The following is a 22,942-nucleotide window of genomic DNA, read 5'->3' on the forward strand; positions in this document are numbered from 1 at the left end:
GCTCCGGCCGGCCGACTCCCTCGCGCGTGCTGCTCGGCCGCGGGGCGGCCTCGCAGGCACGCAGGGAGGCGCGACGCGCCTCTTGCAGCCGGCGGCTCTGCCGCCGGCGACGCCACCGCGGATCTATTTATAAACAAGCGTCGCAGTCGGCGGTCGCGTCTGCGCTCGCTCTCTCCCCCCTACCGGCCCGTTCCGACGGTTTAAATCGCGTGGGGGCCCCACGGACACGTAATGGAACCGAGTTCGCTCTCCGGGCTCCCCGCGGGCGTCGGCGAGGCGCTCGAAGCGGAGGGCGTCGCGGAGCTGTACCCGCCCCAGCAGGCGGCCGTCGAGGCGGGCGTCGTCGACGGCGAGAGCCTCGTCGCGGCCGTACCGACCGCGTCCGGCAAGACCCTTATCGCCGAGCTGGCGATGCTCTCTTCGATCGAGCGCGGCGGGAAGGCCTTATATATCGTCCCGCTGCGCGCGCTCGCCAGCGAGAAGAAGGCGGAGTTCGAGCGCTGGGAGGAGTTCGGCGTCACGGTCGGCGTCTCCACGGGCAACTACGACTCCGACGGCGAGTGGCTCGCGAGCCGGGACATCATCGTCGCCACCTCCGAGAAGGTGGACTCGCTGATCCGCAACGGCGCGCCGTGGATCGACGACCTCACCTGCGTCGTCAGCGACGAGGTCCACCTCGTCGACGACTCTCACCGCGGCCCCACCCTCGAAGTCACCCTCGCGAAGCTCCGGAAGGTGAACCCCGGCCTCCAAACGGTCGCGCTCTCGGCGACCGTCGGCAACGCGGACGTCATCGCCGACTGGCTCGACGCCGAGCTCGTCGAGTCCGACTGGCGACCCATCGAACTGCGGACGGGGGTCCACTTCGGCAACGCGATCGAGTTCGACGACGGGAGCCAGCGCGAGGTGCCCGTCGAGCGCGGCGAGGACCAGACCGCCCGGCTCGTCGCGGACGCCCTCGACACCGAGGAGGACGGGCAGGGCGGCTCCTCGCTCGTCTTCGTCAACTCCCGGCGCAACGCCGAGTCGTCGGCCCGGAAGCTGGGCGAGGTCACCGCCCCCAGACTCACCGGCGACGAGCGCGACCGCCTCCGCGAGCTGGCCGAGGAGATCCGCGGCGTCTCCGACACGGACACCTCCGAGGACCTCGCGGACGCGGTCGAGCAGGGATCGGCGTTCCACCACGCGGGCCTCGCGAGCGAGCACCGCAGCCTGATCGAGGACGCGTTCCGCGACCGGCTGATCAAGTGCGTCTCCGCGACGCCGACGCTCGCGGCCGGCGTCAACACCCCCGCCCGCCGGGTGATCGTCCGCGACTGGCGCCGCTACGACGGGGAGTTCGGCGGGATGCAGCCGCTCGACGTCCTCGAAGTCCACCAGATGTGCGGCCGCGCGGGACGGCCCGGGCTCGACCCCTACGGCGAGGCGGTGCTGCTCGCGAACAGCGCCGACACCCGCGAGGAGCTGTTCGACCGGTACGTCTGGGCCGACCCCGAGCCGGTCCGCTCGAAGCTGGCGGCCGAGCCCGCGCTCCGCACGCACGTCCTTGCGACGGTCGCCTCCGGCTTCGCCGCCACCCGCGACGGGCTCCTCTCCTTCCTCGATAACACTCTCTACGCGACCCAGACCGACGACGAGGGGCGCCTCGCATCGGTGACCGACACCGTCCTCGACTACCTCGAAGTCAACGGCTTCGTCGACCGCGACCGCGACGGCGGGAGCGAGGGGCTCGCCGCGACCGGTATCGGCCACACCGTCTCCCGGCTCTACCTCGACCCGATGAGCGCGGCCGAGATACTCGACGGGCTGCGGACTGTCGTGGACGGCGCGGACGACGAGGGCGCCGAGAGCGGCGAGTTCGTTCCGGCGGACGGCGCCGATGCGGATCTCGACGCGGACGCCGACGACGCCGGGTTCACGACCTACACGCGGGCGGACGACGAGGGGGGCGACCCCGCCGCCGAGCCCGCGGAGTCGGACGACGACGGCCCCGCGGTAACCCCGCTCGGCCTCTACCACCTCGTCAGCCGGACTCCTGACACCTACGAGCTGTACCTCAAGTCCGGCGACCGCGAGGAGTACACCGAGGTCTGCTACGAGCGCGAGGCGGAGTTCCTCGGCGACGTGCCCTCCGAGTACGAGGACGTGCGCTTCGAGGACTGGCTCGCCGCGCTGAAGACGGCCCGCCTCTTGGAGGACTGGGCGAACGAGGTGGACGAGGACCGGATCGCGGAGCGCTACGGCGTCGGCCCGGGCGACATCCGCGGGAAGGTCGACACCGCCGAGTGGCTCCTCCGGGCGGCCGAGACGCTCGCGCGCGACGTGGAGGGAATCGACGGCGACGTCGTCGTTCAGGTGCGCGAGGCCCGCAAGCGGCTGGAGTACGGGGTCCGCGAGGAGCTGCTCGACCTCGCCGGCGTCCGGAACGTCGGCCGCAAGCGCGCCCGCCGCCTCTTCGAGGCCGGCATCGAGAGCCGCGCCGACCTCCGGGAGGCGGACAAGGCGGTCGTGCTGGGCGCGCTCCGCGGCCGCGAGCTCACCGCCGAGCGCATCTTGGAGAACGCCGGCCGCGAGGACCCCTCGCTGGACGGCGTCGACCCCGACCGATCGGCCTCCGCGGCGGCGACCGCGGGCGCGGACGCCGACGGCGACGGCGACGGACAGGCGAGTCTGGGTGATTTCGGATGACTGGCCCCGCTGTCGACGCCGACGAGGAACCGGCGCCCGACCCCGACGGTGAGCCGGCGCCCGAGCCCGCGGTCCGCCTCGTCCGCGGTACCTTCGCCATCGACGACCTCGACGCGTTCCTCGCCGACCTCGACGGGATCGCCGCGGAGACCGGCGCGGTCGTCCAGGCGTTCGACGTCGACCTCGTCGTCTCCCCGACGCAGCTCCGCGAGGCAGCGCGGCTCGCCGCGCGAGCCATCGCCCGCGGCGAGGCGGTCGCGCGCGACCCCGCGGTCGAGGTCCTGCTGTACGCGGCCGGGCGCAGGCAGATCGACCGCGCGCTCGAACTCGGCGTCTCGGAGGGCGAGCGCGCGACGGTCGTCCTCCTCGCGGACTTCGGCGACGTGCCCGACGCCGGCCGGTCGACCGCGGACCTCGACGCGGCGGTCGAGGCGGTTCGGAACCTCGCCGTGGACGCTCCCGGAGAGCGCATCGAGGAGAGTGACGCGCTCGACGTCGCGTTCGACGCGGAACGCGTCCGCGAGTTCTACGGCGTCACCGACCGCGAACTCGCCGCGACGAACGGCGACCTCGCCGACGTCGTCCGCGAGCGCGCCGCGCTGCTGGACGTCGAGAAGTGACAGTTGTTATACAAACTATTTTTCCATTCAGTCTGTAGTGTGATTTTTCGTGCCGATCCCCCCGTCACACATGAGTGTCTCACCGGTGAGCTTCGTCACTTCCTCTGGGTTCTGACACTGATTCGAGCGGGGCTCGACGGGCTTCACTCGTAGCTCTCCGAAGCCGTACTTCGAGTGACTTCCGACCCGGAGGACGCCGCTACCACCTTGTCGTCTGCTGTTGCGGATCGACAGCTACTGTCGAAATCCAGCCGCAGTTGTCCTCTCCTGTAGGACGGCCAGTTTAATCCGAACGCCAGTCGGTGATCTCTGTGACGGTCTCGTTTTCGAGGTCGACTGTGGCGGAGTAGTACACCTCGTCGGTCGAAGGGTTGCGGATCCTGATGGCGGCCTCGTCTTTGACGTATTCGGGTTGACGGTCGATGGTGACCGCACCTGTCTCGTCACCGTCTTCGACTGTGAGGGTGAACGTCTCCTCTCCCTCGGCTGTCTCACTTTCCATCGAGGTACTATTGAGCCCGGTGACGGTCGTGGTCCGGACGGAGTCCGCGGTCAGTTTGTGGATCGGTTCAACGGTCAGTTCGTACTGTTCTACGTCCTGAAGCACCTGCTGTACGGTCGCGTTGTCATGGGCGATGGCTTTGGCGTGACTGCGTTCGCTGTCCGTCAGTGGGTCCTCTGTCTCCGTGTTCACCTGATAGGTTCCACTCCCTTGTTGTTCGATTTCGATACTGTCAACCCGGGTTATGTTGTCGACGACGGTAACCTGCTGATCACCCTGTTCGACGGTGACGTTGTCTTCGGACACGACGAACGCCGTACCCGGCCCGGAAGCGGCGTGAGGAGTGGTGGCACCGACCGCGGTGCCGAGGACGGCGAGCCCGACACCGAGAACGGCAAGGACCACCAACAGGGCGAGCCGGGACTGTAGATCGGATGTCATTCGTGGTTTGGACTTCGGTGAAAGACCACATCAGTACTGCGTGAAACCGGTTGGGAAACGGTTGGAAATGCGTTTCACAGGCGTTTCACCCCGGTTTTACAGCCAAAGAGCGATACGCATTAGACGGTGTGTTCATTACCCTGATCATATGGACTTGTCAGCCCTCCACGGCAAGCGCCTTATCGCGGCGTCCGCGTTCGTCGCCGCGGTCCTCGTGGTTGCCGTCCAACTGATCACTCCCTCTCCGGTTATGGTCTCTCTCGGTGACAACGGCGCGCAAACCACCCAGCTCGGCCAGTACTTCACGTACACCGATGTCGCCCTCATCACCGTCGCAGCCTCCCTCCTCGGTGCCAGTGGCACCTACCTCTTACTCCACGACCACACCTCCACAGTCCCGACAACCGAGTCAGCGACACCGCATCCCGTCGCAAACGGCGGAGAACACCCACCGACGCGACAAGCGGTCAGCGACGGACACGGCAGCGACACTGTCCAGAACGACACAACGGCCCCTGAGGAACGGTGGGAGGAGACGGTTGACCGGTTACACAACAACGAGGAAACGGTCTACACCGTCGTGCTTGACGCCGGTGGTGAACTTCCGCAACGCGATATCGTCGAGGGAACCGAGCTGTCTAAGGCCACGGTCAGCCGAACCTTGGATACCCTCGAAAGCAAGGGCCTGGTCGAGCGGAAACGCAAAGGGATGGGTAACGTCGTCGTCCTCAGTTGACACCCTCCTCCGCGTAAACGCGGAGGAATCCCGAGCGGTGGGAGTTTCAGGTTTCCAGTCCGATCACCGGACTACCACACCTTTCGGGCACGGGTAGTCCCACAGCGTTGATGTGGTGGACTGCTGGCGGTGCCAAGCCGCCGTTACCCCTATCCTCGACCATGTATGGCGTCCCAATGTTGTTTTTGCCACGGGGACGCCAGCAGGCGTCAGCGGAGTTGGGGATATCGTGTCGCGTGCTTTGAGCGGTCGGCACAGACACACCCTTCGAGGATGTAGCGTTCACCGACTACCCTTTCAGATACTGTCTCGTTACGCGGGCGGACAGGCCGCCTCTGAAGGACGGTTCGGAATCCGCTCCGTTCCGACCGATTCCTACCTTCAGATAGAGCGGCCTGTCAGTTAAATCTCCGTCTGTGAAACTCTGTACAGACGTTCGGCTAGTGGATTGCTTCCCACCATGTCGGCTTCATCACCCGCCTAAAGGCGGGTGTATTCGCCTTGCCGTCTCTATAATCTTCGGTGAACCACCGCCTGAAACGGGTTCCAAACCGGTTCCGTAATGCGTTTCCAATCAATCACTTTCAGGTCTTTCATCTAACGGTCTACGTGGAGAGCACCCCCCTCCAAGGTTCGGAGGTTTCGGTGTATCTCCATGCTACCAGGTGATTGACGAACTATGCGCACGAAACTTGCCGTCCTCGCGGTCGCCGCACTGCTCGCCCTCGGTACGGGTAGTGTCGTCGCCGCAATGGACATCCCTACGGCCGACACAGCGTCGGATGATGCATTGCCAGCCAACTACACCGTTGACGTCATCAATCCCGGAGAGGCGAGCGATGAAGAGGTCGATCAGGCCATCGAGACGGCTTGGGCGAACCAGACGGTCCGGAGTTACTTCGACGAGGTAACTACCGTTCATTTCGAGGTATGGGCCTCCGGGTTGGACGAGAGTGTGATCCACGTCAAGGCTGCTCCGCTTGAGGAGCCGGACGAGACACGGGTCATCACCGACGTTAACCTCTCAAAGAAGCAGGTCACCTACATCGATGAACCGGTGAAACTCAACGCCTCCAACGCCATCACGATCGATGCCACCGACTACGATCTCAACGATACGGAACCCAGTCAGCACACGAACAATGAAGAAAACGCCACGAGACTCACAGCAGACCAAGCCACTCAGATAGAGCTGAACGAGAGCTCGATTGAACGTGGCGGAGAGGGCACCTTCACCTTCGAAGTCGAAGACGACGAAACCACCACGACCGTCCCTTCAGAAGAGATTATCAGGATCGACCTGCCTCCGGAGAATCAGACAGTCAACGGCGAATAAGACTAACTGACAGTAAAAACACGCTCTACTCCTCTTTCTTTCCATACGCTTGTGCGATGGAGATCGTTGGTGAACTACAACTACAGCTCGAACTGGCGAATGCCACCCCTTCGTTTCGAGTGGAAACCGCAGGACGGGGACGCCACTCCGTTCCAGTCGAAGTGAGATACGGAGGAAGTAGTCCATCCTGGATTCGAACCAGGGTCGTTGCCCCCAGAAGGCAACAGGATTGGCCACTACCCCAATGGACTGCGCACTTATCAGTAGCCAGTACGTCTTTGTAAGCGTTGCGCGTTGCGGCCGCCGTGCGATCCGTTGACGCTCCCGCGTCCGACGGTCTCCCCCCGTCGTGGGGTCGCCGGTCGCCTTCCTCGCTCTCTCCGATCGCGTTCGTGGACATATCGACGCGTTTTACACGACCTAATCCGCACGAAGCTGTATGTACGTCGGACGATTCGTCGTCGTCGCGCCCGGGATCGGCGGCTACCGCGTCTCCTCGCGCTCGTTCCCGAACCGTCGCGTCAGCCGCCGAGACGGGACCCTCACCGTCGGTCCGACCCCGGACGCGCCCGAGACCGACAACCCGTACGTCTCGTACAACTGCGCGCGGGCGGTCGAGAGCCCGACCGGCGAGCCCCTCGCGGCCCTCGGCAACGGATCGCACGTCGACCCGATCGCAGAGAAACTGGAGCGCGGCTATCCCGCCCGCGACGCGCTCGCGTCGACGCTGCTCGCGCTCGACTTCGAGAAGGACGACTACGACACGCCCCGCGTCGCCGGGGTCGTCGGCGCGGACGCGGCGGTGATCGGCACCGTCCGCCGCGACGCGCTGCTCGTCGAGGCCGTCGACGAGCCCACCGTCGTCGCGACCTACGAAACCGACTCGCCGGAGCCGTACGACCTGACCGCGACCGATGCCGAATCCGTCGCGACCGAACTCCTCGAGGCCGACCTCGAACACCCGGTCTGCGCCGCGGGCGCGACGGTCGACGACGACGGCGTCTCGCTCGCGTTCGACAACGGCGAGGACTGATCGCCCCCACCGGAGCGCGCCCGCCCCCGCCTTTCCGGCTCCCGACGCCTTTTGCCTCCCCCGTCCGACTGACGCGCATGGAGCGCGTCACCGCCGCCGACTACCACGACCTCGCGGTCCCGTCCGACCCCCGAATCTCGCCGGACGGCGACCGCGTCGCCTTCGTGCGCCGACAGCCGACCGACGACGAGAGCTACGAGACGACGGTGTACCTCGTCGACGTCGCGGGCGAGGATGATCCGCGCCGGCTCACCCTCTCGGAGGGCGCCGACGCCGAACCGCGCTGGAGCCCCTCCGGCGATCGGATCGCCTTCACCTCCACCCGCGGCGCGGCCGACGACCGCCAGCAGCTGTGGGTCCTCCCGCTCGACGGCGGCGAAGCCCGCCGCGTCACCGACGTCGTCGGCGGCGTCTCCTCCATCACGTGGTCGCCCGACGGCGAGCGGATCACGTTCGTCCAGTCGGTGACCGCGGACGACCGCGAGGCCGACCGCGACCTCGCGGTGCCCGACGAGTACGAGCCCGAGGAACACCCCGACCCGCGCGTCATCGACCGGACCGTCTACCGCGCCGCCGAGCGCTACTTCGACGGCCGCCGCCCCGGCGTGTACGTCGTCGACGCGGACGCGACGGTCGGGGGCGTCACCGACCCCGACCCGGCCGAGTCCGGGGCGGTCACGCGCGTCACCGACCGCGACGCCGACTTCGTCGCGCCTTCGTGGGGCGACGCCGACACGCTGTACTACACCGAGGCGGTCGGCGACGACCCCGACGACTCCGTCGAGATCGCGATACACGCCCACGATCTAGCGGCCGACGAGGCCGAGCGCGTCCACACCACGACCGGGTGGGGCGCCGACCTCGCGGCGACCGCCGACGGCCGCGTCGCGTTCACGCACGCGGAGCCGGAGCAGGTGTCGATGCAGCCGACGGACCTCCGCGTCCTCGACGCGGAATCGGGCGCGGTCACCGACCTCACCGGCGGCATCGACCGCGGGCTCGGCCGCGACACGACGCCCCAGTGGGGGCCGGACGGGGAGACGATCTACTTCGCGACGCCCGACGAGGGGAAGACGGCGCTGTGGCACGTCCCCGCCGACGGGAGCGCCGGCCCCGAGCGCCTGCTCCGACCGGGCACCGTCTCGGGCGCGACCGTCGGCGGCGACGCCGACGCGGGGCCCGAGTCGGTGACCGTCGCGTTCGCCGCAAGCGAATGGGACCACCCGGGCGACGCGTTCGCGTACGACGCCGCGGCCGACGAGACGACTCGCCTGACCGAGCTGAACGCCGACTACCTCGCCGAGCGGGCGGTCGGCGAGCCGGAGGAGCTTCGGTTCGAGTCCGACGGCGTCGAGGTTCAGGGGTGGCTGCTGACGCCGCCGGCGGGCGTCGGCGGAAGCGACGACGCGGCCGCCGGGGACGCCGACGAGCCGTACCCGCTCGCGGTCGAGATACACGGCGGCCCGCACGCGATGTGGTCGACCGCGGGGACGATGTGGCACGAGTTCCAGACGCTCGCCGCCCGCGGCTACGCCGTCTTCTGGTCGAACCCCCGCGGCTCGACCGGCTACGGCGAGGAGTTCATGCAAGCGATCGAGCGCGACTGGGGAGCGGTCACCACCCGCGACGTGATGGCGGGCGTCGAGACAGTCGCGGACCGCTCGGAGATCGACGCGTCGAACGCGTTCGTCACCGGCGGCTCCTTCGGCGGGTTCATGACCTCGTGGATCGTCGGGCAGACCGACTACTTCCGCGCGGCCGTCGCCCAGCGCGGCGTCTACGACCTCACCGGCTTCTACGGCTCGACCGACGCGGCGTACAAGCTCGTCGAGGGCGACTTCGACACGGTCCCCTCCGACGAGCCCGAGTGGCTCTGGGAGCAGTCGCCGACGGGCCACGCCGACGCGGTCGACACGCCCACGCTCCTGATCCACTCCGAGGACGACACGCGGACGCCGATCTGTACGGCGGAGCTGTACCACCGGATCCTCCGCAAGAACGGCGTCGACACGCGGTTCGTCAGGTACCCCCGCGAGGGACACGAGCTCTCGCGGTCCGGCGAGCCCGCGCATATCGTCGACCGCATCGAGCGCATCGCCCGCTGGTTCGACGGCTACTCCGACCACCACGACGCCGAGCGCGCGCTCGACCGCCCCGAGGACGACGGGCTGACCGCCGGCGCGGAAGACGAGGAAGGGGAGGAGTAGGCGTCTCGGCCGAGGGTCAGCGCTCGTCCGGGTCGAACCCGTCGATCGCGTCGTGGACGTCCGCGACCCACTCGTCGAGCGCGTCGTGGAGCCGACGCTTGGCCTCCGGGACCGGGATCGCGGTGTACTGGTAGACGTAGCCGCCGGAGTCGAGCAGCCGCCGCCGGCGCTCGACGAGCCCCTTCTCCCGCAGGGTCGACAGCGACCGGTTCACGTTCGACCGGTCGCGGTCGAGCGCGTCGGCCAGCTCCGAGACGGTGCTGCCCGGGTAATCGAGCAGTTCGAGGTACGCCCGGCTCTCGTGGTCGCGCACGCCGAAGACGCAGGAGAGGACGTGCTCGAAGGAGGGGGAGGCGTCGCCGACGAGGTCCTCGATTTCGGGATCGCTCATGTCGGTCGATCCGCGCGCGGTGCTGTTAAATACCCGTCACGGCGGCTCGACGCGGTCATTCGTCCGCCGCGTACCCCATCTGGTCGATACAGCCCCGCATCCCCGACTCGTCCGCGTGCCGATGGAGGTTCGTCGGCGTGTCGCAGTGGTACGTCTCCCCGTCGTAGCGGAGGGCGACCTCGTGGTTAGCGCCGGCGACCTCGACGTCGACGAGGATCCGCCGGCCGTCGTTGAGCGCGTCGATGAGTTCGTCGACGGACAGCTCGCCCGCCTCGACTCGGAGTACCTCGCTCATGGGTGTGATACGACGGTCGGCGAGTTAAAGGCGACCGATGTCGCTCGGCCCGCGGCGGCCGTCCCGTCGACGCGGGCGATGCGCCGGCGTGGTCGGCGGGATCGCTCCCGATCTCACGTCGTCGTCGAGTCCGGGCCGCCCTCCTCGGCGGGCGGCTCGACGCCCTCGGCCGCCGCGATGTCGTCGGTCCGCTTCTCGGTCTCGACGTGCCAGCGGTCGATCTCGGACTCGTACTCGCCGAGGACCTCGGAGACCTCCGTTTTCAGCTCGTCGTCGTTGACGTTCACCTCGAAGACGAACGTCTCGCCGTCCTCGGCGCGGGCGACCTCCTGGATATTGGCGCTGACGAGCTCGTTGTCGAAGTAGTACGGCGCCATCTGGGTCATCACGTTGCGGTAGACGGCGTCTTCCACCTTCCGGAGCGCCTTCCGGCTGGCGGAGTCGGCCGCGCGGGCGACGTGCTCGATCGACTCCCCCCAGCTCTCGCGGGCGCTCTCCGTGTCGTTCTCCTCGACCTTCTCGTAGGACTCCGTGAGCTTCTCGCCGGCCGTCTGGAGGTCGTCGCCGGGCGACTGCCCCGCGCGCTCGCCTTTCCCCTCGTCGACGGACGCCTGCGCCGCGGTCTTCTCCGAGACGTCCTCGTCGATGCGCTCGTGGGTCTTGGGACGCCACTCGTCGAACTCGTAGTAGGCGTCGCCGTCGACGCCGACCTCCCGGAGCGCCAAGGCGATCCGCTCGCCGTGTTCGACGACGTCTCCCCAGTCGCCGCGCACCTTGAACCCGGAGATGCTCTCTTCCATCGGTTGCCCTCGCTACGGCACGGACGCGTATAAGTCTCCCCGAACTGACGTGACTCGCCGAGCGCGGCTCGCGGTCTGACCCGTGGCCGACGCCGGCTTGCAGTTGACGCCGACTTCCGGCCGATGCCTACTCTCCGTACGCGATCCGGCGCGCGAACGCGTCGATCCGCGCTTTGAGGTCGCCGAAGTACCCGGCCGGCGAGACGCGCCGGACCGACGACTCGTCGACCTCGATCCGCTCGCCCGAGAACGGGTCGCGCTCGGCCCGCTCTTCGGAGGACTGATCGCTCGACACCGCGCCGACGACGGTCGACATCGAGCAGCGGCCGCAGGCCTCGACCTCAACCGCGCCGTCGTCCCCGTCGGACCGGTCTCGTTCGTCTGCCATGGTCTCTCACGACACGTTACGCCGTGCGTCTTCTTAAAACCGCGCCTAGCTCCCGCTCCCGCCCGTTTCGGACGCTCGATCTCGTCGGCTGCGGCACCGCGTCGACGCCCGGGTCGCCGCCGGCATCCCGCTCCCGACGCCCTTTTTACTCGCTCCGTGGAATGCGTTGGCATGGGATATCGCGTCGTCGACGTCGACTCGGTCGACCCGGAGCCGGACCGACCGTGCGAGTGCCGGAAGCTCTCCGAGCCGGGCGGCCTCGACGCCGCGGCGATCAACCGATTCAGGGCCGAGCCGGGCGAGCAGCTCCCGCTCGCGTACCACTACCACGAGACGCAACAGGAGGCGTTCTACGTGCTCGACGGGACGCTCTCGGTGGAGACGCCCGAGGAGACCTACGAGATTCCCGCGGACGACCTGTTCGTCGTCGACCCCGAGAGCCCGCAGCGCGCGTACAACCCGGCCGACGCCGACGCCCCCGTCACCGTGCTCGCGATCGGCGCGCCGCCGGCCGACGGCGACGCGGTCGCCTACGACCCGGACGATGAGTGAGCGGGCCGGGCCGGAGGGCGGCGACGCGACGGGCGGCGACGCGACGGGCAGCGACGGGACCGCCCCAGCGGGAGGCGACGGCCGCCGCGACCCCGAGGAGCTGCCGGCCGAGATCCGCGAGGCCGTCCCCGACTACGACGACGAGTACCTCGACCGGGTCTCCGACCGGCTGCTGTACAGCTACGACCTCGACCGTGATGTCGTCGTCGACGGCGAGCGCTTCGACATGACGGCCGAGATGCGGGTGCGCAACCAGAAGCAGTTCCTCCACCCGGCGCTGAGCTACGCGGACCACGACATGATGGAGTTCCTGTTCGCTCGGCGCGTCTCGACCCCGTCGGTCGCCGAGCTCGAACGGCTCGTGGAGTTCGCCCACGCGGTGGCTGACGACCGCGTCGAGGCCGACGAGGAACACTACGGGACGGACGTCACCGTCGCGCTCGTCGCGGACCGGATCCCTGACGACGTCGCCGACTTCGTCGACGGGTTCCGCGACCGAACGCTGCTGAAGTTCGGCTACTACGGCCACTACGAGGTGAACCTGATCGTCGTCGCGCCCGACGAGGAGGAGCTGGTCGCGAGCGAGGTCGCTGACGTCGCCGGCGCGTTCCGCCTGTGGGAGGCGGTCGCGGAGCCGGACGAGGGGTTCTTCTCGCGGCTGGCGAAGCGGTTCTGGCGGTAGCGGTCGAAGCGGCGCCGAAAAAACCGTAGAGGGCAGGGGGCGGGGTCGGTCGGCGGCGTCAGTCGTCGCTCGGCTCCGCCGCGGGCCGGTCGCCGCCGCGGACGCTCGTGATGTTGCTGTAGCCGATGCGCACGAGCGACAGCGCGAGGTAGACGAGGACGGCCGCGAGGACGATGCGGACGACCATCGATATCTGGCCGCCGATGCCGGTGACGCCGCCCTGAACGAGGTTGACGAAGAACCACTGATACCCCGCCAGGAACGCCAGGGCGATCACGGTGATCACGACCATGATCGCCATCGGCACGCCCGTGCTGACGAGCTGTTTCGTCTCGTCCCAGTTGGCGAGCCAGACGGTTCCGGTGAGCAGCGCGAGCGCGGCGAGCAGCTGATTCGCGCTCCCGAACAGCGCCCACAGGGTCGCCCACTCGCCGGAGATGACCAGCGCGTACGCGATGAGCCCCTGAATGACAGGATTCGTGTACCGACCGCGGGCGAACGAACCGATGCCGCCCGCGAAGCCGGTCTCGCTCTGGGTCCCCTTCGTCCCGACGATCTCCTCCATCATGTAGCGGCCGAGCCGCGCGGCCGTGTCCGTGGAGGTGAGCAGGAAGCTCACGAGCACCAGCGCCATGAAGGGAGCGCCGTACGCGGTGGGGATGTTCAGGCTCGTGAGGATGATCCCGCCGCCGGTCGCGAAGTTCGGCAGCGCGCCGCCGATGCCGCCGGCCGCGGCGTCGGACGCGAACCCGGCGATGGCGAGCGCGGACAGCGCCGTCGCGGCGAGTAACCCCTCACCGAGCATGCCGCCGTAGCCGATGAGCCGGGCGTCGCTCTCCTTGTTCAGCTGCTTGGCCGTCGTCCCTGAGGAGACGAGCGAGTGGAAGCCGCTGATCGTCCCGCAGGCGATCGTCACGAACAGCATGGGGAACAGCGGATACGGCGCACGGCTGTCGACCCCCATGAACCCCTGGAACGGCTGGATGCTGCTGTCGACGACGAGCGGCTGCGAGGACGTTCCGAGCACCGTGCCGACGATGATCGCCACCAGCGCGCCGCCGACGCCCGCGTACAGCAGGAACGACGACAGGTAGTCGCGCGGCTGGAGCAGCGTCCAGACCGGGAGCGCGCTGGCGATCACCGCGTATATCAGGATGACGGGCACCCACGCGGCCGTGTTGCCGCCGAGCGCGCCCGCGCCGGGAACCCACGAACCCGTGCTCCCCTCGAAGAGGACGAACGTGCCCGCGGCGTGGGAGGCGTCGCCCGCCAGCTGGAAGAACGCGAACGGGTACTGGATGCCGACCCACACGCCGGCGAACACGCCGGCGACGAACACGACGGTCCCGGGAATGAACGGCCCGTCGAGCTGGTAGAGGTACACGCCGAACACGACCGCGAGCCCGATGTACACGAAGCTCGCGGTCGCCGCCGACGGGAACGCGTTCAACACGATCCCGACGACCAGCGCGAACACGGCGACGACGAGGATGATCGTGAGGAACGCGAACCACAGCAGCAGGTTCTTGCCGCGTTCACCGACGTACTGCCCGACGATGTACCCGATCGAGCGCCCTTCGTGCCGGATCGAGCTCGACAGCGAGATGAAGTCGTGGACCGCGCCCATCAGCGGATTCCCGATGGCGACCCACAGCAGCGCGGGGACCCATCCCCAGATCGCCCCTGCGGTGATCGGGCCGACGATCGGTGCGCCGCCCGCGATGCTCGAGAAGTGATGCCCCAGTAGTACCGGCTTCTTCGACGGTACGTACTCCTGTCCGTCTTCGTACTTGTGTGCCGGCGTCTCCCGCTCGTCGTCGAGGTCGACGAACTGCGAGAGGTACCGCGAGTACCCCATGTAGCCCACGGTAAAGGTGCCCAGCACGGCAACTACGATCCAGATTACACTTGTCATAGGTTCCCTCCCTCGTGATATCGGTTCACTATGTTCAACTTAAACGTTACCTTCGTTCATGATGGTTAACGTCAATATCTGCCGGTCGCGTCGGGGCCGTCGCCGAAATCCGGTTCTTTTCTCTGACTCACCGGTAAAATTCGTGCTATCGGCGCTCCGATCGACCTCGCGCGCGCTTTGAGTCTCCCGGTTCGGTCCGGTGGAACCGCTCCGCCGCGAGAGAGCGAGGCCGGCTCGCCGCCCGCGTTCCGCGCGTCACAGAGGAACGAGGAGGAAGCCCACGGCTTCAGCCGTGGGAGGAATCCGACTCCCCGCAACATACCACGAGCGATAGCAACTTGACTCCCCACTACCAGCCGCAGACTTTATGAATAAATAGATTAACATGTGAAATACAGATGGAGGATGTGATTCGCACCGTCAAAGTCAAACTTGACGTGCCCGAGGGGCGGTGCGACGACCTCCATCAGACGAAAGAGCAGTTCCTCCACTGTGCGAACACGACCGCAGCATGGGCGTGGCGACACCCGGACGAGCACTGCGTCACCTCAAAACAACAAGCCGAAACCGCGCTTTACGACCGACTTCGCAATGAAACGGAGCTGACTGCGAACCTCGTTCAGAAGGGGATTCGACGCGCTATCGAGGCCACAAAAAGCGGTGTTGCCCGACTCAAAAAGGGCGAAACCACTAGTCAGCCGCAGTTCGACGCGTGGAGCGTCGTCTACGACAAGCGTTCCGCGACGTTCCACCGCGACCACGTCTCCCTTTCGACGGTGAACGGGCGTGTCGAGTGTGAGTACGTGATTCCTGACGATCCTGAGGAGACACCGATCGGCGAGTACCTACTGAACGAGGACTACGAGTTCCGGATGTCCACGCTCCAGTACGACCGCTCGAGCGAGGCGTTCTACCTCCACGCGCGAATGCGCCGCACCACGGACGAGCAGGACGAGAACAAACAGCCCACGGCTGCTTCTTCTGACGCCGAGCACAGAACAGTCCTTGGCGTCGATCTGAACGTGGACGGCTCGCTCGCCGTGACGTCGACGGGTGCGTTCATCGGGAACGCCGACGAGATGAATCATCGACGCCGCGAGTTCGAGAAGACGCGCGGGTCGATGCAACAGACGGGTACGCGGTCGGCGCACCTGTCGATCCAGTCGATGGACGACCGAGAACACCGCTGGATACAGGACGAACTCCACCGCGCCTCGAACCAGATTCTCGACGAAGCTCGCAACCACGGGTGTACGCACATCGCGTTCGAGGATCTGACAGACATCCGCGACCGGATGGCTGGTGCGAAGCGATTCCACGCGTGGGCGTTCCGACGCTTATACGAGTACGTCGAGTACAAAGCGGAGATGCTCGAGATTGAAGTCGAGCAGGTGAGTCCCGCATATACGTCTCAGCGGTGTTCGAGGTGCGGCTTCACACACGAGAGAAATCGGGGGTCGAAACACCAGTTCGCGTGTCAGAAGTGCGACTACGAGCTGAACGCGGACTACAACGCGAGCAAGAACATCGCTCGGAAACTGTTGAAACGACTCCATTCGGGGCAGACGTCTTCGGATGGAGGCGCACCCTGTCAGTGTGCGCTAAAGTCAGGGACGCTGAACCTGAAGGGCGGATTCACCGCCAGCGTCGATTCGACGACAGAAGGGGAGTCCACTGACAAGCCCACGACTTCAGTCGTGGGTCACTGACGGTTCCACGTCGAGGGAGGCCGCGACGTCGGCGAGCACGTCCCCGCGGACTTCCGTCGTGCGCGACTCGATCTCGGCGACGAGCGGCGGGTCGAACCCCTCGCGGACCTGCGCGAGTCGCTCGCGCTCTGTCTCGACCTTCTCGCGGAGGTAGCGCGCGCCGCGTCCCTCCTCGTCCTCGTCGGGCGACGGCGTGAGCTTGTTCGCCACCAGCCCGCGGACTCGCAGGTCGCGCTCGGTGAATCCCTCGATCGCCCGCGCCGTCTCGTTGACCGAGAGCTGGTCGGGGTTGAACACGAGGAAGAAGGCGGCCTCGTTCCGCATCGTCTCGCCGGCGTACTCGAAGAACTCCTTGCGCCGCTGGAGCCGCTCGATCACGGGATCGCCCTCCAGCAGGCGCCGCGGCTCCATGTCGCCGATCGCGGCCTTCTCGAACAGGTCGATCGACTGCTTGCGCTTGTACAGCAGCCGGTCGATCCAGTCGCCGAGGAACTCGGGGAGCCCGAGCAGCCGCAGCGTCGAGCCCGTGGGCGCGGTGTCGAAGACGACGCGGTCGTACGGCTCGCTCTCCGTGCGCATCACGTCGACGAACGCGTCGAACAGCGCCGACTCGTACGCGCCGGGCGTCCCGTGGGACATCTCCAGCTGGCGGTTGATCTCCGAGACCATCGCGGCCGACACCTGCTCCGAGAGCGCCTCGCGGATCTCGTCGAGATGCCGCTGCATCTCGTCTTCGGGGTCGATCTCCATCGCGTCCAGCCCCTCGACGCCCGCGACCGATTCCGGCTCGTCGCCGAACTGCTGGTCGAACACGTCCGACACGGAGTGTGCCGGGTCGGTGGAGACGACGAGCGTTCGCACCCCGTCGCGGGCGCAGCGGTGGGCGTACGCGCACGAGACGGTGGTCTTTCCGACGCCGCCCTTGCCGCCGAAGAAGACGAACTGCTCCATCAGTCGCGGGGTAGGTGTCGTCCCGTCATCAGAAGTGGTACTGCTGGCCCTTCCGCTCGATCAGCGTCTCGCGGTCCCACAGCCGCCGCTCCCACGCCTCGAACTCGTCTTCGAGGTACGGGAGCAGCTCGGCGGTGTAGTACGACACCGGCGACGGGATCCCGAACGCGTCCGGGAAACACGCCAGCATGAACTCGTCTTCGGCGTCCTCGGCCTCCTTCTCGATCTTCTCGTAGGCCGGATGCGTGATCATCCCGTGGTACAGGCCCCGGAGCCACTCCTCCAGCGTGGCCCGAAACGTCTCGATCCGGTCGGCTACTGTCATTATCTCTCATGACACTCCACCCGCGTTAAAACCTGTCGCGGTCCGGGGCGGCACAGCCACGGTCCGCGGCACGGATTCGCCCGCGGAGCGCGAGTCGTCAGGCGGTGTTCCCGTCCGTGAGCTCGCTCGACGCCTCGTCGGACTCGGCGTCGTCGTCGTCCAGTTCCGGTCGGTCCTCGTTGCCGGGGCTCGGCGTGTGGATGTCGTCGCCGAGCGCTCCCCAGACGAGATACAGCATCGCGGCGACCATCAGCACGGTCACCGCGACGCTGACGAGCGACACGGCGGAGGCGGACAGAACCATACCGCGAGTTCGACGACCCCAGCCTATCAACGTATCGGCTCGGATCGGCCCGTGGCGGGCCCCGGCGCCCGGTCGTTCCCGCTCGCCGCCCGTCCGCTCCCGCTCGCCGCCCGGGGGTTCAAGAGCGTCGTGGCCGATCCGACCGTATGGACGACCGCATCCCGGTGACCGTGCTCTCGGGGGGACTCGGCGCGGGCAAGACGACCCTTCTGAACCACCTGCTCCGGAACGCCGGCGACCGCGACGTCGCGGTCCTCGTCAACGACATGGGCGACGTGAACGTCGACGCGGACCTGATAGCCGAGGAGTCCGAGGTCGACGTCGAGGGCGTCACCGAGCTGTCGAACGGCTGTATCTGCTGTGAGCTGCAAGACGACCTCGAAAGCGCCGTGGTGCGGCTCGCGAACGAGCGCTCCTTCGACGCCCTGGTCGTCGAGTCCTCGGGCATCTCCGAGCCCGCGCCGGTCGCGCGGCTGTTCACGACCGAATCGCGCGCGGCAGCGCGGTACCGCGTCGACGCGCTGGTGACCGTGATCGACACGCGCCAGTTCCTCGACGCGTTCGCCGGCGACGAGACGCCGGAGCGGCGCGTCGATCCGGACGGCGCGGCCGTCGCCGGCCGCGGAAACGACGCCGCGGGCGACGGCCGCGGGAACGACGGCGCGGGCGACGGCGATGCCGACCGCCCACTCTCGGACCTCCTCGTCGAGCAGGTCGAGGTGTCGAACCTCGTCGTCTGTAACAAGGCGGACCTCTGTACCGACGCGGAGATGGACGAGGCGATCGACCTCGTGGGCGCGCTCCAGCCCGACGCGGAGACGGTCGTCGCGGAGTTCTCCGCGGTCGACCCGGACCGGATCCTCGACGTCGGGCTGTTCGACGCGGGCGAGCTCGGCGACCTCCCCGGCTGGAAGCGCGCGCTGACCGACGCCAATTCGGGCGACCACGCCCACGACGGGCACGACGGCGACGGCGCCCGGGACCACGACGGGCACGATGGTGACGGCGACCACACTCACGACCACGACCATCGTCACCCCGACGAGGTGTACGGCGTCACCTCCTTCACCTACCGACGCCGTCGGCCGTTCCACCCGGACCAGATCGCCGCCCTCCTCCGGGACCTCCCCGACGACGTGGTCCGCTCGAAGGGGACGCTGTGGGTGGCCGGCACCGACCAGCGCCAGCAGGTCGGGCAGGCCGGGCGGTCGGTCCGCGTCGAGGCGCTCGGCCCGTGGATCGCGAGCCTCCCGTCGGTCGAGCGCGACATGCTGCGCTCGAACCGCCCGGACTTGGAGTGGGACGACGACCACGGCGACCGGCGGACCGAGTTCGTCGTCATCGGCACCGGGGTCGACGAGGCCGCGCTCGTCGACCGGCTCGACGACGCGCTCCTGACGGACGACGAGCTCGCGGCGCTCGGCGACCCGGGCGTCGGCGACGACCCGGCCGACGTCGACCCCGCCCCGTTCCCGGCCGAGCAGGGCGAGTCGACGGTGCTCCGCGAGCCATGACTCGTTTATTCGAGACGTTCGCGCTCAGCAGGCGCAGCCGTGGCCGCTCGCGCGCTCGAAGCGCATCGCGTCGCCGCAGTCCGGACACGCCGGAACCCCCTCGTCGTCGCGGTCGAGCCCCTCGTCGTCGACGTCGACGTCGCGGACCCGCACGCCGCAGTCGTCGCACCAGTACGAACCCTCCGAGCCGTCGTCGCCGGCCACTCCGGGAGCCGTCTCCGTCGAGCCCGCGAGCGCGTCGGTCACCGTGCTGATGAGTCCCATACGATAACGATCCGCACCGATCGACTTAGTCTCCGGGTGTCGTGCGATAGATTCGCACAGCCGATTCGTCGGCTCACGGGACATCGCCGCGTTCCGCTCTCGCCGCCGCGTTCCGCTCTCGCCGCCGCGTTCCGGTCTTCCCTCTCCCGTCACAGCAGCGGGAGCGTGAGCGCGACCAGCACGACGCCCAGCCCGACCGCCCCGTAGAACAGCCGCTCGACGCGCGGACCCGGCGGGAGGGGACCGGCGTCGAGCGCGGGCGCGCTTCGGACCAACTGCCGGTACGCGAGCGCCGTCGCGCCGGCGAACGCCGCCCCCGACAGCGCCAGCGCGGAGCGCAGCGAGAGCCCGTACGCGAGCCCGTAGATCGGCCCGAACGAGAAGACGACCGTGAACGCGAGCCCCGTCGTCACGAGGAACGGGACCGGGTCGATCGGATCGCCGCGGCGGTTGCGGGGACGGGGCGCTTCGACCATGGCCCTCGTACGTCCCGGACGGACAAGAGCTAAGTGGCGCACACCCGCCAGTCGGCGTATGAGCGCCGAGAAGAGCGCCGACGAGGGGACGGACGACGACGGGCCGGGGATCCGCGAGGGGGTCGAGCGCTCCTCGGGCGACCCGAAGGTGCTGCTCGCGATGAACGCCGTGCTCTCGACGTGGTTCGCCTGGGTGGTCGTCTGGGGGCTCGACTTCCTCGGCGTGGCGGCGCTCACCGCGGTCAACGTCGCGACGCTGGCGCTGATCCTCTTCGGCGTGACGTACGTGGCCGTGCTTCGGTAGCGGTCGGCGCGCCGCTGGCGCGCCCGTCTCCCGCCCGCCGCTGCCGCCTACGCCGCTTCGCGCCGCCCGGCGAACGCTCAATTCGCCACGTTTTAAGGCCGTTCCGGGCGCGATTCCGGACAATGACGATCGAAGACCGCGACGACGCGTACCTCATCACCCACGCGCTGGCGACGGACACTCTCTCGCGGCTGCGCGACGTCGAGACCGAGCAGGTCGCGTTCCGGAAGGGGCTCGTGAAGCTCGGCCGCATCTGCGGCTACGAGATCATCGACGGCGCGATGGAGACGGAGTACGTCCCCGTCGAGACCCCCCTCGCGGAGACGACCGGCGAGCGCGTGAAGGGGCTCGACGACGTGGTGATCATCAACGTCCTCCGCGCCGCGACCCCGTTCGTCGAGGGGCTGTTGAAGGCGTTCCCCCGCGCGAAGCAGGGAGTCATCTCCGCCGGCCGCGACGAGGAGGCCGGGATGACCGCGGACGGCGAGTTCCCGATCACCATCGACTACGTGAAGCTCCCCGAGATCCGGCCGGAAGACACCGTCATCGTCGCGGATCCGATGCTCGCGACGGGGTCGACGATGGTCGCCGTCCTCGACCACGTCCTCGACGAGGCCGACGAGTTCGAGGACCTCTTCGTGCTCTCGGCGGTCTCGGCGCCCGCCGGCCTCGTCCGCGTGAGCGAGGCCGTCCCCGAGGCGGACCTGCTGACGGTCGCCATCGACGACCGCCTCGACGACGACGGGTTCATCGTCCCCGGCCTCGGCGACGCCGGCGATCGGGCGTTCCGGACCGTCTGAGCGGTCGCGTCCCCCCCGAGGCGCCCCGCAGCCGTCGACGTACTTTTAAGAGCCGGCGCCGCGACCGGTACGACATGAGCGACGCGCCGACGACCGAGCCCTGCGACGCCTGCGGCGAGCCGACGACGGACGCGCTCTCGCGGACCGTCCGGCTGAGCGTCGACCGGGCGAACATCGACACCCAGCGGCTCTGCCCCGACTGCTTCGCCGACTGGATCCAGCGCTATCAGGACCGCCTCGGCTCCGGCGGCGACGAGGGCGACGACACCTCCGAGATCATCGTCGACTGAAGGGGACGGACTCGGCTTGCCCGGCGACGACCGAACACCTTCGTTCCGGCCGGCAACGTCCGTTCCGACCGCCCGTCTTAAGCCGCGGCGGAACGGACCTCGACGTAATGGATCTCGCCATCGACGCCCCGGCCCCGGCGGCGCCCGACTGCGCCGCCGACGGGACGTGGCTCGCCTGCATCGAGTGCGACGAGACGTTCGCTCCCTTCGAGGACGTCCGGTACACCTGCGACGACTGCGACGGCCTGCTCGAAGTCCGGTACGCCGACCCGCCGACGTTCGACGAGTTCGGCGCGGGCGCGCCCTCCGACGGCCCCGAGCGCGGCGTCTGGCGCTACCGCGAGGCGCTCCCCTTCGACCTGGGCGTCACCCTCCCCGAGGGAGACACCCCGCTCCACCGCGTCCCGCGCATCGAGGAGGCGGTGGGCGTCGACGCGCTCCGGATCAAACACGAGGGGATGAACCCCACCGGCTCGTTCAAGGACCGCGGGATGACCGTCGGCGTCCGCGTCGCGAAGGAACTCGGCGTCGACGCGCTCGCGTGCGCCTCCACCGGCAATACCTCGGCCGCGCTCGCCGCCTACGGTGGCCGCGGCGACATGCAGACGCTCGTCCTCCTCCCGGCCGGGAAGGTCGCCGCCGGCAAGGTCGCGCAGGCGAGCCTCCACGGCGCCCGCATCTTAGAGGTCGACGGCAACTTCGACGCCTGCCTCGACATCGTTCAGGAGTTAGCCGCCCGCGGCGAGGCGTACCTGCTCAACTCGCTGAACCCGTTCCGCCTGGAGGGACAGAAGACGATCGGCTTCGAGATACTCGAGGAGTTCTACGCCGACTACGGCGCCTTCCCGGACCGGATCGTCCTCCCCGTCGGCAACGCCGGCAACACCTCGGCGCTTTATAAGGGATTCCGCGAGCTCGTCCAGTCGGGGGCACTCGACGTCGACGAGGTCCCCAAGCTCACCGGGGTCCAGGCCGAGGGGGCCGCGCCGATGGTCGAGGCAATCGAGGAGGGGAACGACGAGGTCCGTCGCTGGGAGGAGGTCGAGACGCGCGCGACCGCGATCCGCATCGGCAACCCGGTCAACGCCCCGAAGGCGATCCCCGGCATCCGCAACACGAACGGCACCGCCGTCGCCGTGAGCGACGACGAGATAACGGCCGCGCAGCGCCACCTCGCCAGCGAGGGCGTCGGCGTCGAGCCCGCCTCCGCGGCGAGCCTCGCGGGCCTCAAGAAGCTCCGGCGCTCCGGCGTCGTCGACGACGACGAGCGGGTCGTCTGCCTGACGACCGGTCACCTCCTCAAGGACCCCGACGCGGCCTACGAGGCCGGCGGCGACCCGGAGCCCGTCCCGAACGACGCCGACGCGGTCCTCGACCATATCAGAGGATAACCGCCGACCGGAACGCCGACGACATCGA

General features: G+C 68.3%; 25 protein-coding genes and 1 tRNA gene. 14 read left to right on the top strand and 12 right to left on the bottom strand.

Going from position 1 to position 22,942, the window contains the following annotated elements; translation table 11 throughout:
* Positions 1-231 precede the first annotated feature (231 nt).
* Complete coding sequence (locus B378_RS0109280; protein ID WP_017343524.1) at positions 232-2,688, top strand: ATP-dependent DNA helicase; 2,457 nt, start codon at positions 232-234, stop codon at positions 2,686-2,688.
* Positions 2,685-3,308 carry a KEOPS complex subunit Cgi121 gene (gene cgi121 / locus B378_RS0109285; protein WP_017343525.1) on the top strand — a complete coding sequence of 208 codons (624 nt, stop codon included), beginning with the start codon at positions 2,685-2,687 and terminating at the stop codon, positions 3,306-3,308. The genes B378_RS0109280 and cgi121 overlap by 4 nt, the downstream gene beginning before the upstream one ends.
* Positions 3,309-3,591: 283 nt before the next feature.
* Here the strand turns inward: cgi121 and B378_RS0109290 are convergent, their stop codons facing one another.
* On the bottom strand, positions 3,592-4,251 hold the full coding sequence (locus tag B378_RS0109290) for a hypothetical protein (RefSeq protein ID WP_017343526.1): 660 nt from the start codon (positions 4,249-4,251) through the stop codon (positions 3,592-3,594).
* A gap of 148 nt (positions 4,252-4,399) precedes the next feature.
* Between B378_RS0109290 and B378_RS0109295 the strand changes: the two genes are divergently transcribed.
* Both B378_RS0109295 and B378_RS0109300 read left to right on the top strand, forming a co-directional pair.
* On the top strand, positions 4,400-4,987 hold the full coding sequence (locus B378_RS0109295; RefSeq protein ID WP_017343527.1) for a MarR family transcriptional regulator: 588 nt from the start codon (positions 4,400-4,402) through the stop codon (positions 4,985-4,987).
* A 679-nt stretch (positions 4,988-5,666) separates the two neighbouring features.
* Entirely contained in the window at positions 5,667-6,323 is a 657-nt protein-coding gene (locus B378_RS0109300) for a hypothetical protein (RefSeq protein WP_017343528.1), read from the top strand.
* 178 nt (positions 6,324-6,501) lie between these two features.
* Here the strand turns inward: B378_RS0109300 and B378_RS0109305 are convergent.
* Positions 6,502-6,574 (bottom strand) — tRNA-Gln (locus B378_RS0109305).
* A 188-nt stretch (positions 6,575-6,762) separates the two neighbouring features.
* Here B378_RS0109305 and B378_RS0109310 point away from each other — a divergent pair.
* On the top strand, positions 6,763-7,356 hold the full coding sequence (locus B378_RS0109310; protein WP_017343529.1) for an IMP cyclohydrolase: 594 nt from the start codon (positions 6,763-6,765) through the stop codon (positions 7,354-7,356).
* A gap of 77 nt (positions 7,357-7,433) precedes the next feature.
* Positions 7,434-9,563 (top strand): S9 family peptidase, encoded by a 2,130-nt coding sequence (locus B378_RS0109315; protein WP_017343530.1) that lies wholly within the window; start codon positions 7,434-7,436, stop codon positions 9,561-9,563.
* 16 nt (positions 9,564-9,579) lie between these two features.
* On the opposite strand, the gene B378_RS0109320 is transcribed toward B378_RS0109315, so the two are convergent.
* The 4 genes from B378_RS0109320 to B378_RS0109335 all read right to left on the bottom strand — a co-directional run bounded on the left by B378_RS0109320 (position 9,580) and on the right by B378_RS0109335 (position 11,437).
* The gene (locus B378_RS0109320; protein WP_017343531.1) at positions 9,580-9,954 is read right to left on the bottom strand and encodes a helix-turn-helix domain-containing protein; all 375 of its coding nucleotides are present in this window, start codon (positions 9,952-9,954) and stop codon (positions 9,580-9,582) included.
* Between the two features lie 55 nt (positions 9,955-10,009).
* Complete coding sequence (locus tag B378_RS0109325; RefSeq protein ID WP_017343532.1) at positions 10,010-10,249, bottom strand: hypothetical protein; 240 nt, start codon at positions 10,247-10,249, stop codon at positions 10,010-10,012.
* A gap of 113 nt (positions 10,250-10,362) precedes the next feature.
* Complete coding sequence (locus B378_RS0109330) at positions 10,363-11,049, bottom strand: DUF5828 family protein (RefSeq protein WP_017343533.1); 687 nt, start codon at positions 11,047-11,049, stop codon at positions 10,363-10,365.
* A 127-nt stretch (positions 11,050-11,176) separates the two neighbouring features.
* Positions 11,177-11,437: a hypothetical protein gene (locus tag B378_RS0109335; protein WP_017343534.1), complete on the bottom strand. Its 261-nt coding sequence runs from the start codon at positions 11,435-11,437 to the stop codon at positions 11,177-11,179.
* A gap of 171 nt (positions 11,438-11,608) precedes the next feature.
* On the opposite strand from B378_RS0109335, the gene B378_RS0109340 reads away from it, so the two are divergent.
* Complete coding sequence (locus B378_RS0109340; RefSeq protein ID WP_017343535.1) at positions 11,609-11,989, top strand: cupin domain-containing protein; 381 nt, start codon at positions 11,609-11,611, stop codon at positions 11,987-11,989.
* Positions 11,982-12,671 (top strand): hypothetical protein, encoded by a 690-nt coding sequence (locus tag B378_RS0109345; RefSeq protein ID WP_017343536.1) that lies wholly within the window; start codon positions 11,982-11,984, stop codon positions 12,669-12,671. Before B378_RS0109340 ends, B378_RS0109345 begins: the two co-directional genes overlap by 8 nt.
* Before the next feature lie 58 nt (positions 12,672-12,729).
* On the opposite strand, the gene B378_RS0109350 is transcribed toward B378_RS0109345, so the two are convergent.
* Positions 12,730-14,586: a carbon starvation protein A gene (locus B378_RS0109350; RefSeq protein ID WP_026046240.1), complete on the bottom strand. Its 1,857-nt coding sequence runs from the start codon at positions 14,584-14,586 to the stop codon at positions 12,730-12,732.
* Between the two features lie 398 nt (positions 14,587-14,984).
* Here B378_RS0109350 and B378_RS0109355 point away from each other — a divergent pair, with 398 nt between their 5' ends.
* Positions 14,985-16,295, top strand: a complete 1,311-nt coding sequence (locus B378_RS0109355; RefSeq protein WP_017343538.1) for an RNA-guided endonuclease TnpB family protein — start codon at positions 14,985-14,987, stop codon at positions 16,293-16,295.
* On the opposite strand, the gene B378_RS0109360 is transcribed toward B378_RS0109355, so the two are convergent.
* From B378_RS0109360 to B378_RS0109370, 3 genes are all read right to left on the bottom strand, one after another.
* A complete protein-coding gene (locus B378_RS0109360; RefSeq protein WP_017343539.1) occupies positions 16,278-17,246 on the bottom strand; it encodes a TRC40/GET3/ArsA family transport-energizing ATPase in 969 nt (322 codons plus the stop codon). The genes B378_RS0109355 and B378_RS0109360 overlap by 18 nt on opposite strands.
* Before the next feature lie 28 nt (positions 17,247-17,274).
* On the bottom strand, positions 17,275-17,571 hold the full coding sequence (locus tag B378_RS0109365; RefSeq protein ID WP_017343540.1) for a hypothetical protein: 297 nt from the start codon (positions 17,569-17,571) through the stop codon (positions 17,275-17,277).
* Positions 17,572-17,668: 97 nt separating this feature from the next.
* The gene (locus B378_RS0109370) at positions 17,669-17,875 is read right to left on the bottom strand and encodes a hypothetical protein (protein ID WP_017343541.1); all 207 of its coding nucleotides are present in this window, start codon (positions 17,873-17,875) and stop codon (positions 17,669-17,671) included.
* Between the two features lie 146 nt (positions 17,876-18,021).
* Between B378_RS0109370 and B378_RS0109375 the strand changes: the two genes are divergently transcribed.
* Positions 18,022-19,389: a GTP-binding protein gene (locus tag B378_RS0109375; protein WP_017343542.1), complete on the top strand. Its 1,368-nt coding sequence runs from the start codon at positions 18,022-18,024 to the stop codon at positions 19,387-19,389.
* Between the two features lie 24 nt (positions 19,390-19,413).
* Here B378_RS0109375 and B378_RS0109380 read toward each other — a convergent pair whose 3' ends face one another.
* Positions 19,414-19,653 carry a hypothetical protein gene (locus B378_RS0109380; protein WP_017343543.1) on the bottom strand — a complete coding sequence of 80 codons (240 nt, stop codon included), beginning with the start codon at positions 19,651-19,653 and terminating at the stop codon, positions 19,414-19,416.
* A gap of 149 nt (positions 19,654-19,802) precedes the next feature.
* Complete coding sequence (locus B378_RS0109385) at positions 19,803-20,129, bottom strand: hypothetical protein (RefSeq protein ID WP_017343544.1); 327 nt, start codon at positions 20,127-20,129, stop codon at positions 19,803-19,805.
* A 58-nt stretch (positions 20,130-20,187) separates the two neighbouring features.
* On the opposite strand from B378_RS0109385, the gene B378_RS0109390 reads away from it, so the two are divergent.
* The 4 genes from B378_RS0109390 to thrC all read left to right on the top strand — a co-directional run bounded on the left by B378_RS0109390 (position 20,188) and on the right by thrC (position 22,914).
* Positions 20,188-20,433 (top strand): hypothetical protein, encoded by a 246-nt coding sequence (locus B378_RS0109390; RefSeq protein ID WP_017343545.1) that lies wholly within the window; start codon positions 20,188-20,190, stop codon positions 20,431-20,433.
* 122 nt (positions 20,434-20,555) lie between these two features.
* Entirely contained in the window at positions 20,556-21,233 is a 678-nt protein-coding gene (upp, locus tag B378_RS0109395) for a uracil phosphoribosyltransferase (protein ID WP_017343546.1), read from the top strand.
* Positions 21,234-21,307: 74 nt separating this feature from the next.
* Entirely contained in the window at positions 21,308-21,523 is a 216-nt protein-coding gene (locus B378_RS0109400; protein ID WP_004599263.1) for a hypothetical protein, read from the top strand.
* A gap of 107 nt (positions 21,524-21,630) precedes the next feature.
* The gene (gene thrC / locus B378_RS0109405; RefSeq protein WP_017343547.1) at positions 21,631-22,914 is read left to right on the top strand and encodes a threonine synthase; all 1,284 of its coding nucleotides are present in this window, start codon (positions 21,631-21,633) and stop codon (positions 22,912-22,914) included.
* Positions 22,915-22,942: the final 28 nt, after the last annotated feature.

It is taken from the genome of Halorubrum sp. T3 (assembly GCF_000296615.1).
In the GTDB taxonomy this organism is placed as follows: domain Archaea; phylum Halobacteriota; class Halobacteria; order Halobacteriales; family Haloferacaceae; genus Halorubrum; species Halorubrum ruber.

Excerpts from the sequence above, each read along its gene's own strand:
- B378_RS0109280 (WP_017343524.1), top strand. The coding sequence starts at position 232 with ATGGAACCGAGTTCGCTCTCCGGGCTCCCCGCGGGCGTCGGCGAGGCG.
- cgi121 (WP_017343525.1), top strand. The coding sequence starts at position 2,685 with ATGACTGGCCCCGCTGTCGACGCCGACGAGGAACCGGCGCCCGACCCC.
- B378_RS0109290 (WP_017343526.1), bottom strand. The coding sequence starts at position 4,251 with ATGACATCCGATCTACAGTCCCGGCTCGCCCTGTTGGTGGTCCTTGCC.
- B378_RS0109295 (WP_017343527.1), top strand. The coding sequence starts at position 4,400 with ATGGACTTGTCAGCCCTCCACGGCAAGCGCCTTATCGCGGCGTCCGCG.
- B378_RS0109300 (WP_017343528.1), top strand. The coding sequence starts at position 5,667 with ATGCGCACGAAACTTGCCGTCCTCGCGGTCGCCGCACTGCTCGCCCTC.
- B378_RS0109310 (WP_017343529.1), top strand. The coding sequence starts at position 6,763 with ATGTACGTCGGACGATTCGTCGTCGTCGCGCCCGGGATCGGCGGCTAC.
- B378_RS0109315 (WP_017343530.1), top strand. The coding sequence starts at position 7,434 with ATGGAGCGCGTCACCGCCGCCGACTACCACGACCTCGCGGTCCCGTCC.
- B378_RS0109320 (WP_017343531.1), bottom strand. The coding sequence starts at position 9,954 with ATGAGCGATCCCGAAATCGAGGACCTCGTCGGCGACGCCTCCCCCTCC.
- B378_RS0109325 (WP_017343532.1), bottom strand. The coding sequence starts at position 10,249 with ATGAGCGAGGTACTCCGAGTCGAGGCGGGCGAGCTGTCCGTCGACGAA.
- B378_RS0109330 (WP_017343533.1), bottom strand. The coding sequence starts at position 11,049 with ATGGAAGAGAGCATCTCCGGGTTCAAGGTGCGCGGCGACTGGGGAGAC.
- B378_RS0109335 (WP_017343534.1), bottom strand. The coding sequence starts at position 11,437 with ATGGCAGACGAACGAGACCGGTCCGACGGGGACGACGGCGCGGTTGAG.
- B378_RS0109340 (WP_017343535.1), top strand. The coding sequence starts at position 11,609 with ATGGGATATCGCGTCGTCGACGTCGACTCGGTCGACCCGGAGCCGGAC.
- B378_RS0109345 (WP_017343536.1), top strand. The coding sequence starts at position 11,982 with ATGAGTGAGCGGGCCGGGCCGGAGGGCGGCGACGCGACGGGCGGCGAC.
- B378_RS0109350 (WP_026046240.1), bottom strand. The coding sequence starts at position 14,586 with ATGACAAGTGTAATCTGGATCGTAGTTGCCGTGCTGGGCACCTTTACC.
- B378_RS0109355 (WP_017343538.1), top strand. The coding sequence starts at position 14,985 with ATGGAGGATGTGATTCGCACCGTCAAAGTCAAACTTGACGTGCCCGAG.
- B378_RS0109360 (WP_017343539.1), bottom strand. The coding sequence starts at position 17,246 with ATGGAGCAGTTCGTCTTCTTCGGCGGCAAGGGCGGCGTCGGAAAGACC.
- B378_RS0109365 (WP_017343540.1), bottom strand. The coding sequence starts at position 17,571 with ATGACAGTAGCCGACCGGATCGAGACGTTTCGGGCCACGCTGGAGGAG.
- B378_RS0109370 (WP_017343541.1), bottom strand. The coding sequence starts at position 17,875 with ATGGTTCTGTCCGCCTCCGCCGTGTCGCTCGTCAGCGTCGCGGTGACC.
- B378_RS0109375 (WP_017343542.1), top strand. The coding sequence starts at position 18,022 with ATGGACGACCGCATCCCGGTGACCGTGCTCTCGGGGGGACTCGGCGCG.
- B378_RS0109380 (WP_017343543.1), bottom strand. The coding sequence starts at position 19,653 with ATGGGACTCATCAGCACGGTGACCGACGCGCTCGCGGGCTCGACGGAG.
- B378_RS0109385 (WP_017343544.1), bottom strand. The coding sequence starts at position 20,129 with ATGGTCGAAGCGCCCCGTCCCCGCAACCGCCGCGGCGATCCGATCGAC.
- B378_RS0109390 (WP_017343545.1), top strand. The coding sequence starts at position 20,188 with ATGAGCGCCGAGAAGAGCGCCGACGAGGGGACGGACGACGACGGGCCG.
- upp (WP_017343546.1), top strand. The coding sequence starts at position 20,556 with ATGACGATCGAAGACCGCGACGACGCGTACCTCATCACCCACGCGCTG.
- B378_RS0109400 (WP_004599263.1), top strand. The coding sequence starts at position 21,308 with ATGAGCGACGCGCCGACGACCGAGCCCTGCGACGCCTGCGGCGAGCCG.
- thrC (WP_017343547.1), top strand. The coding sequence starts at position 21,631 with ATGGATCTCGCCATCGACGCCCCGGCCCCGGCGGCGCCCGACTGCGCC.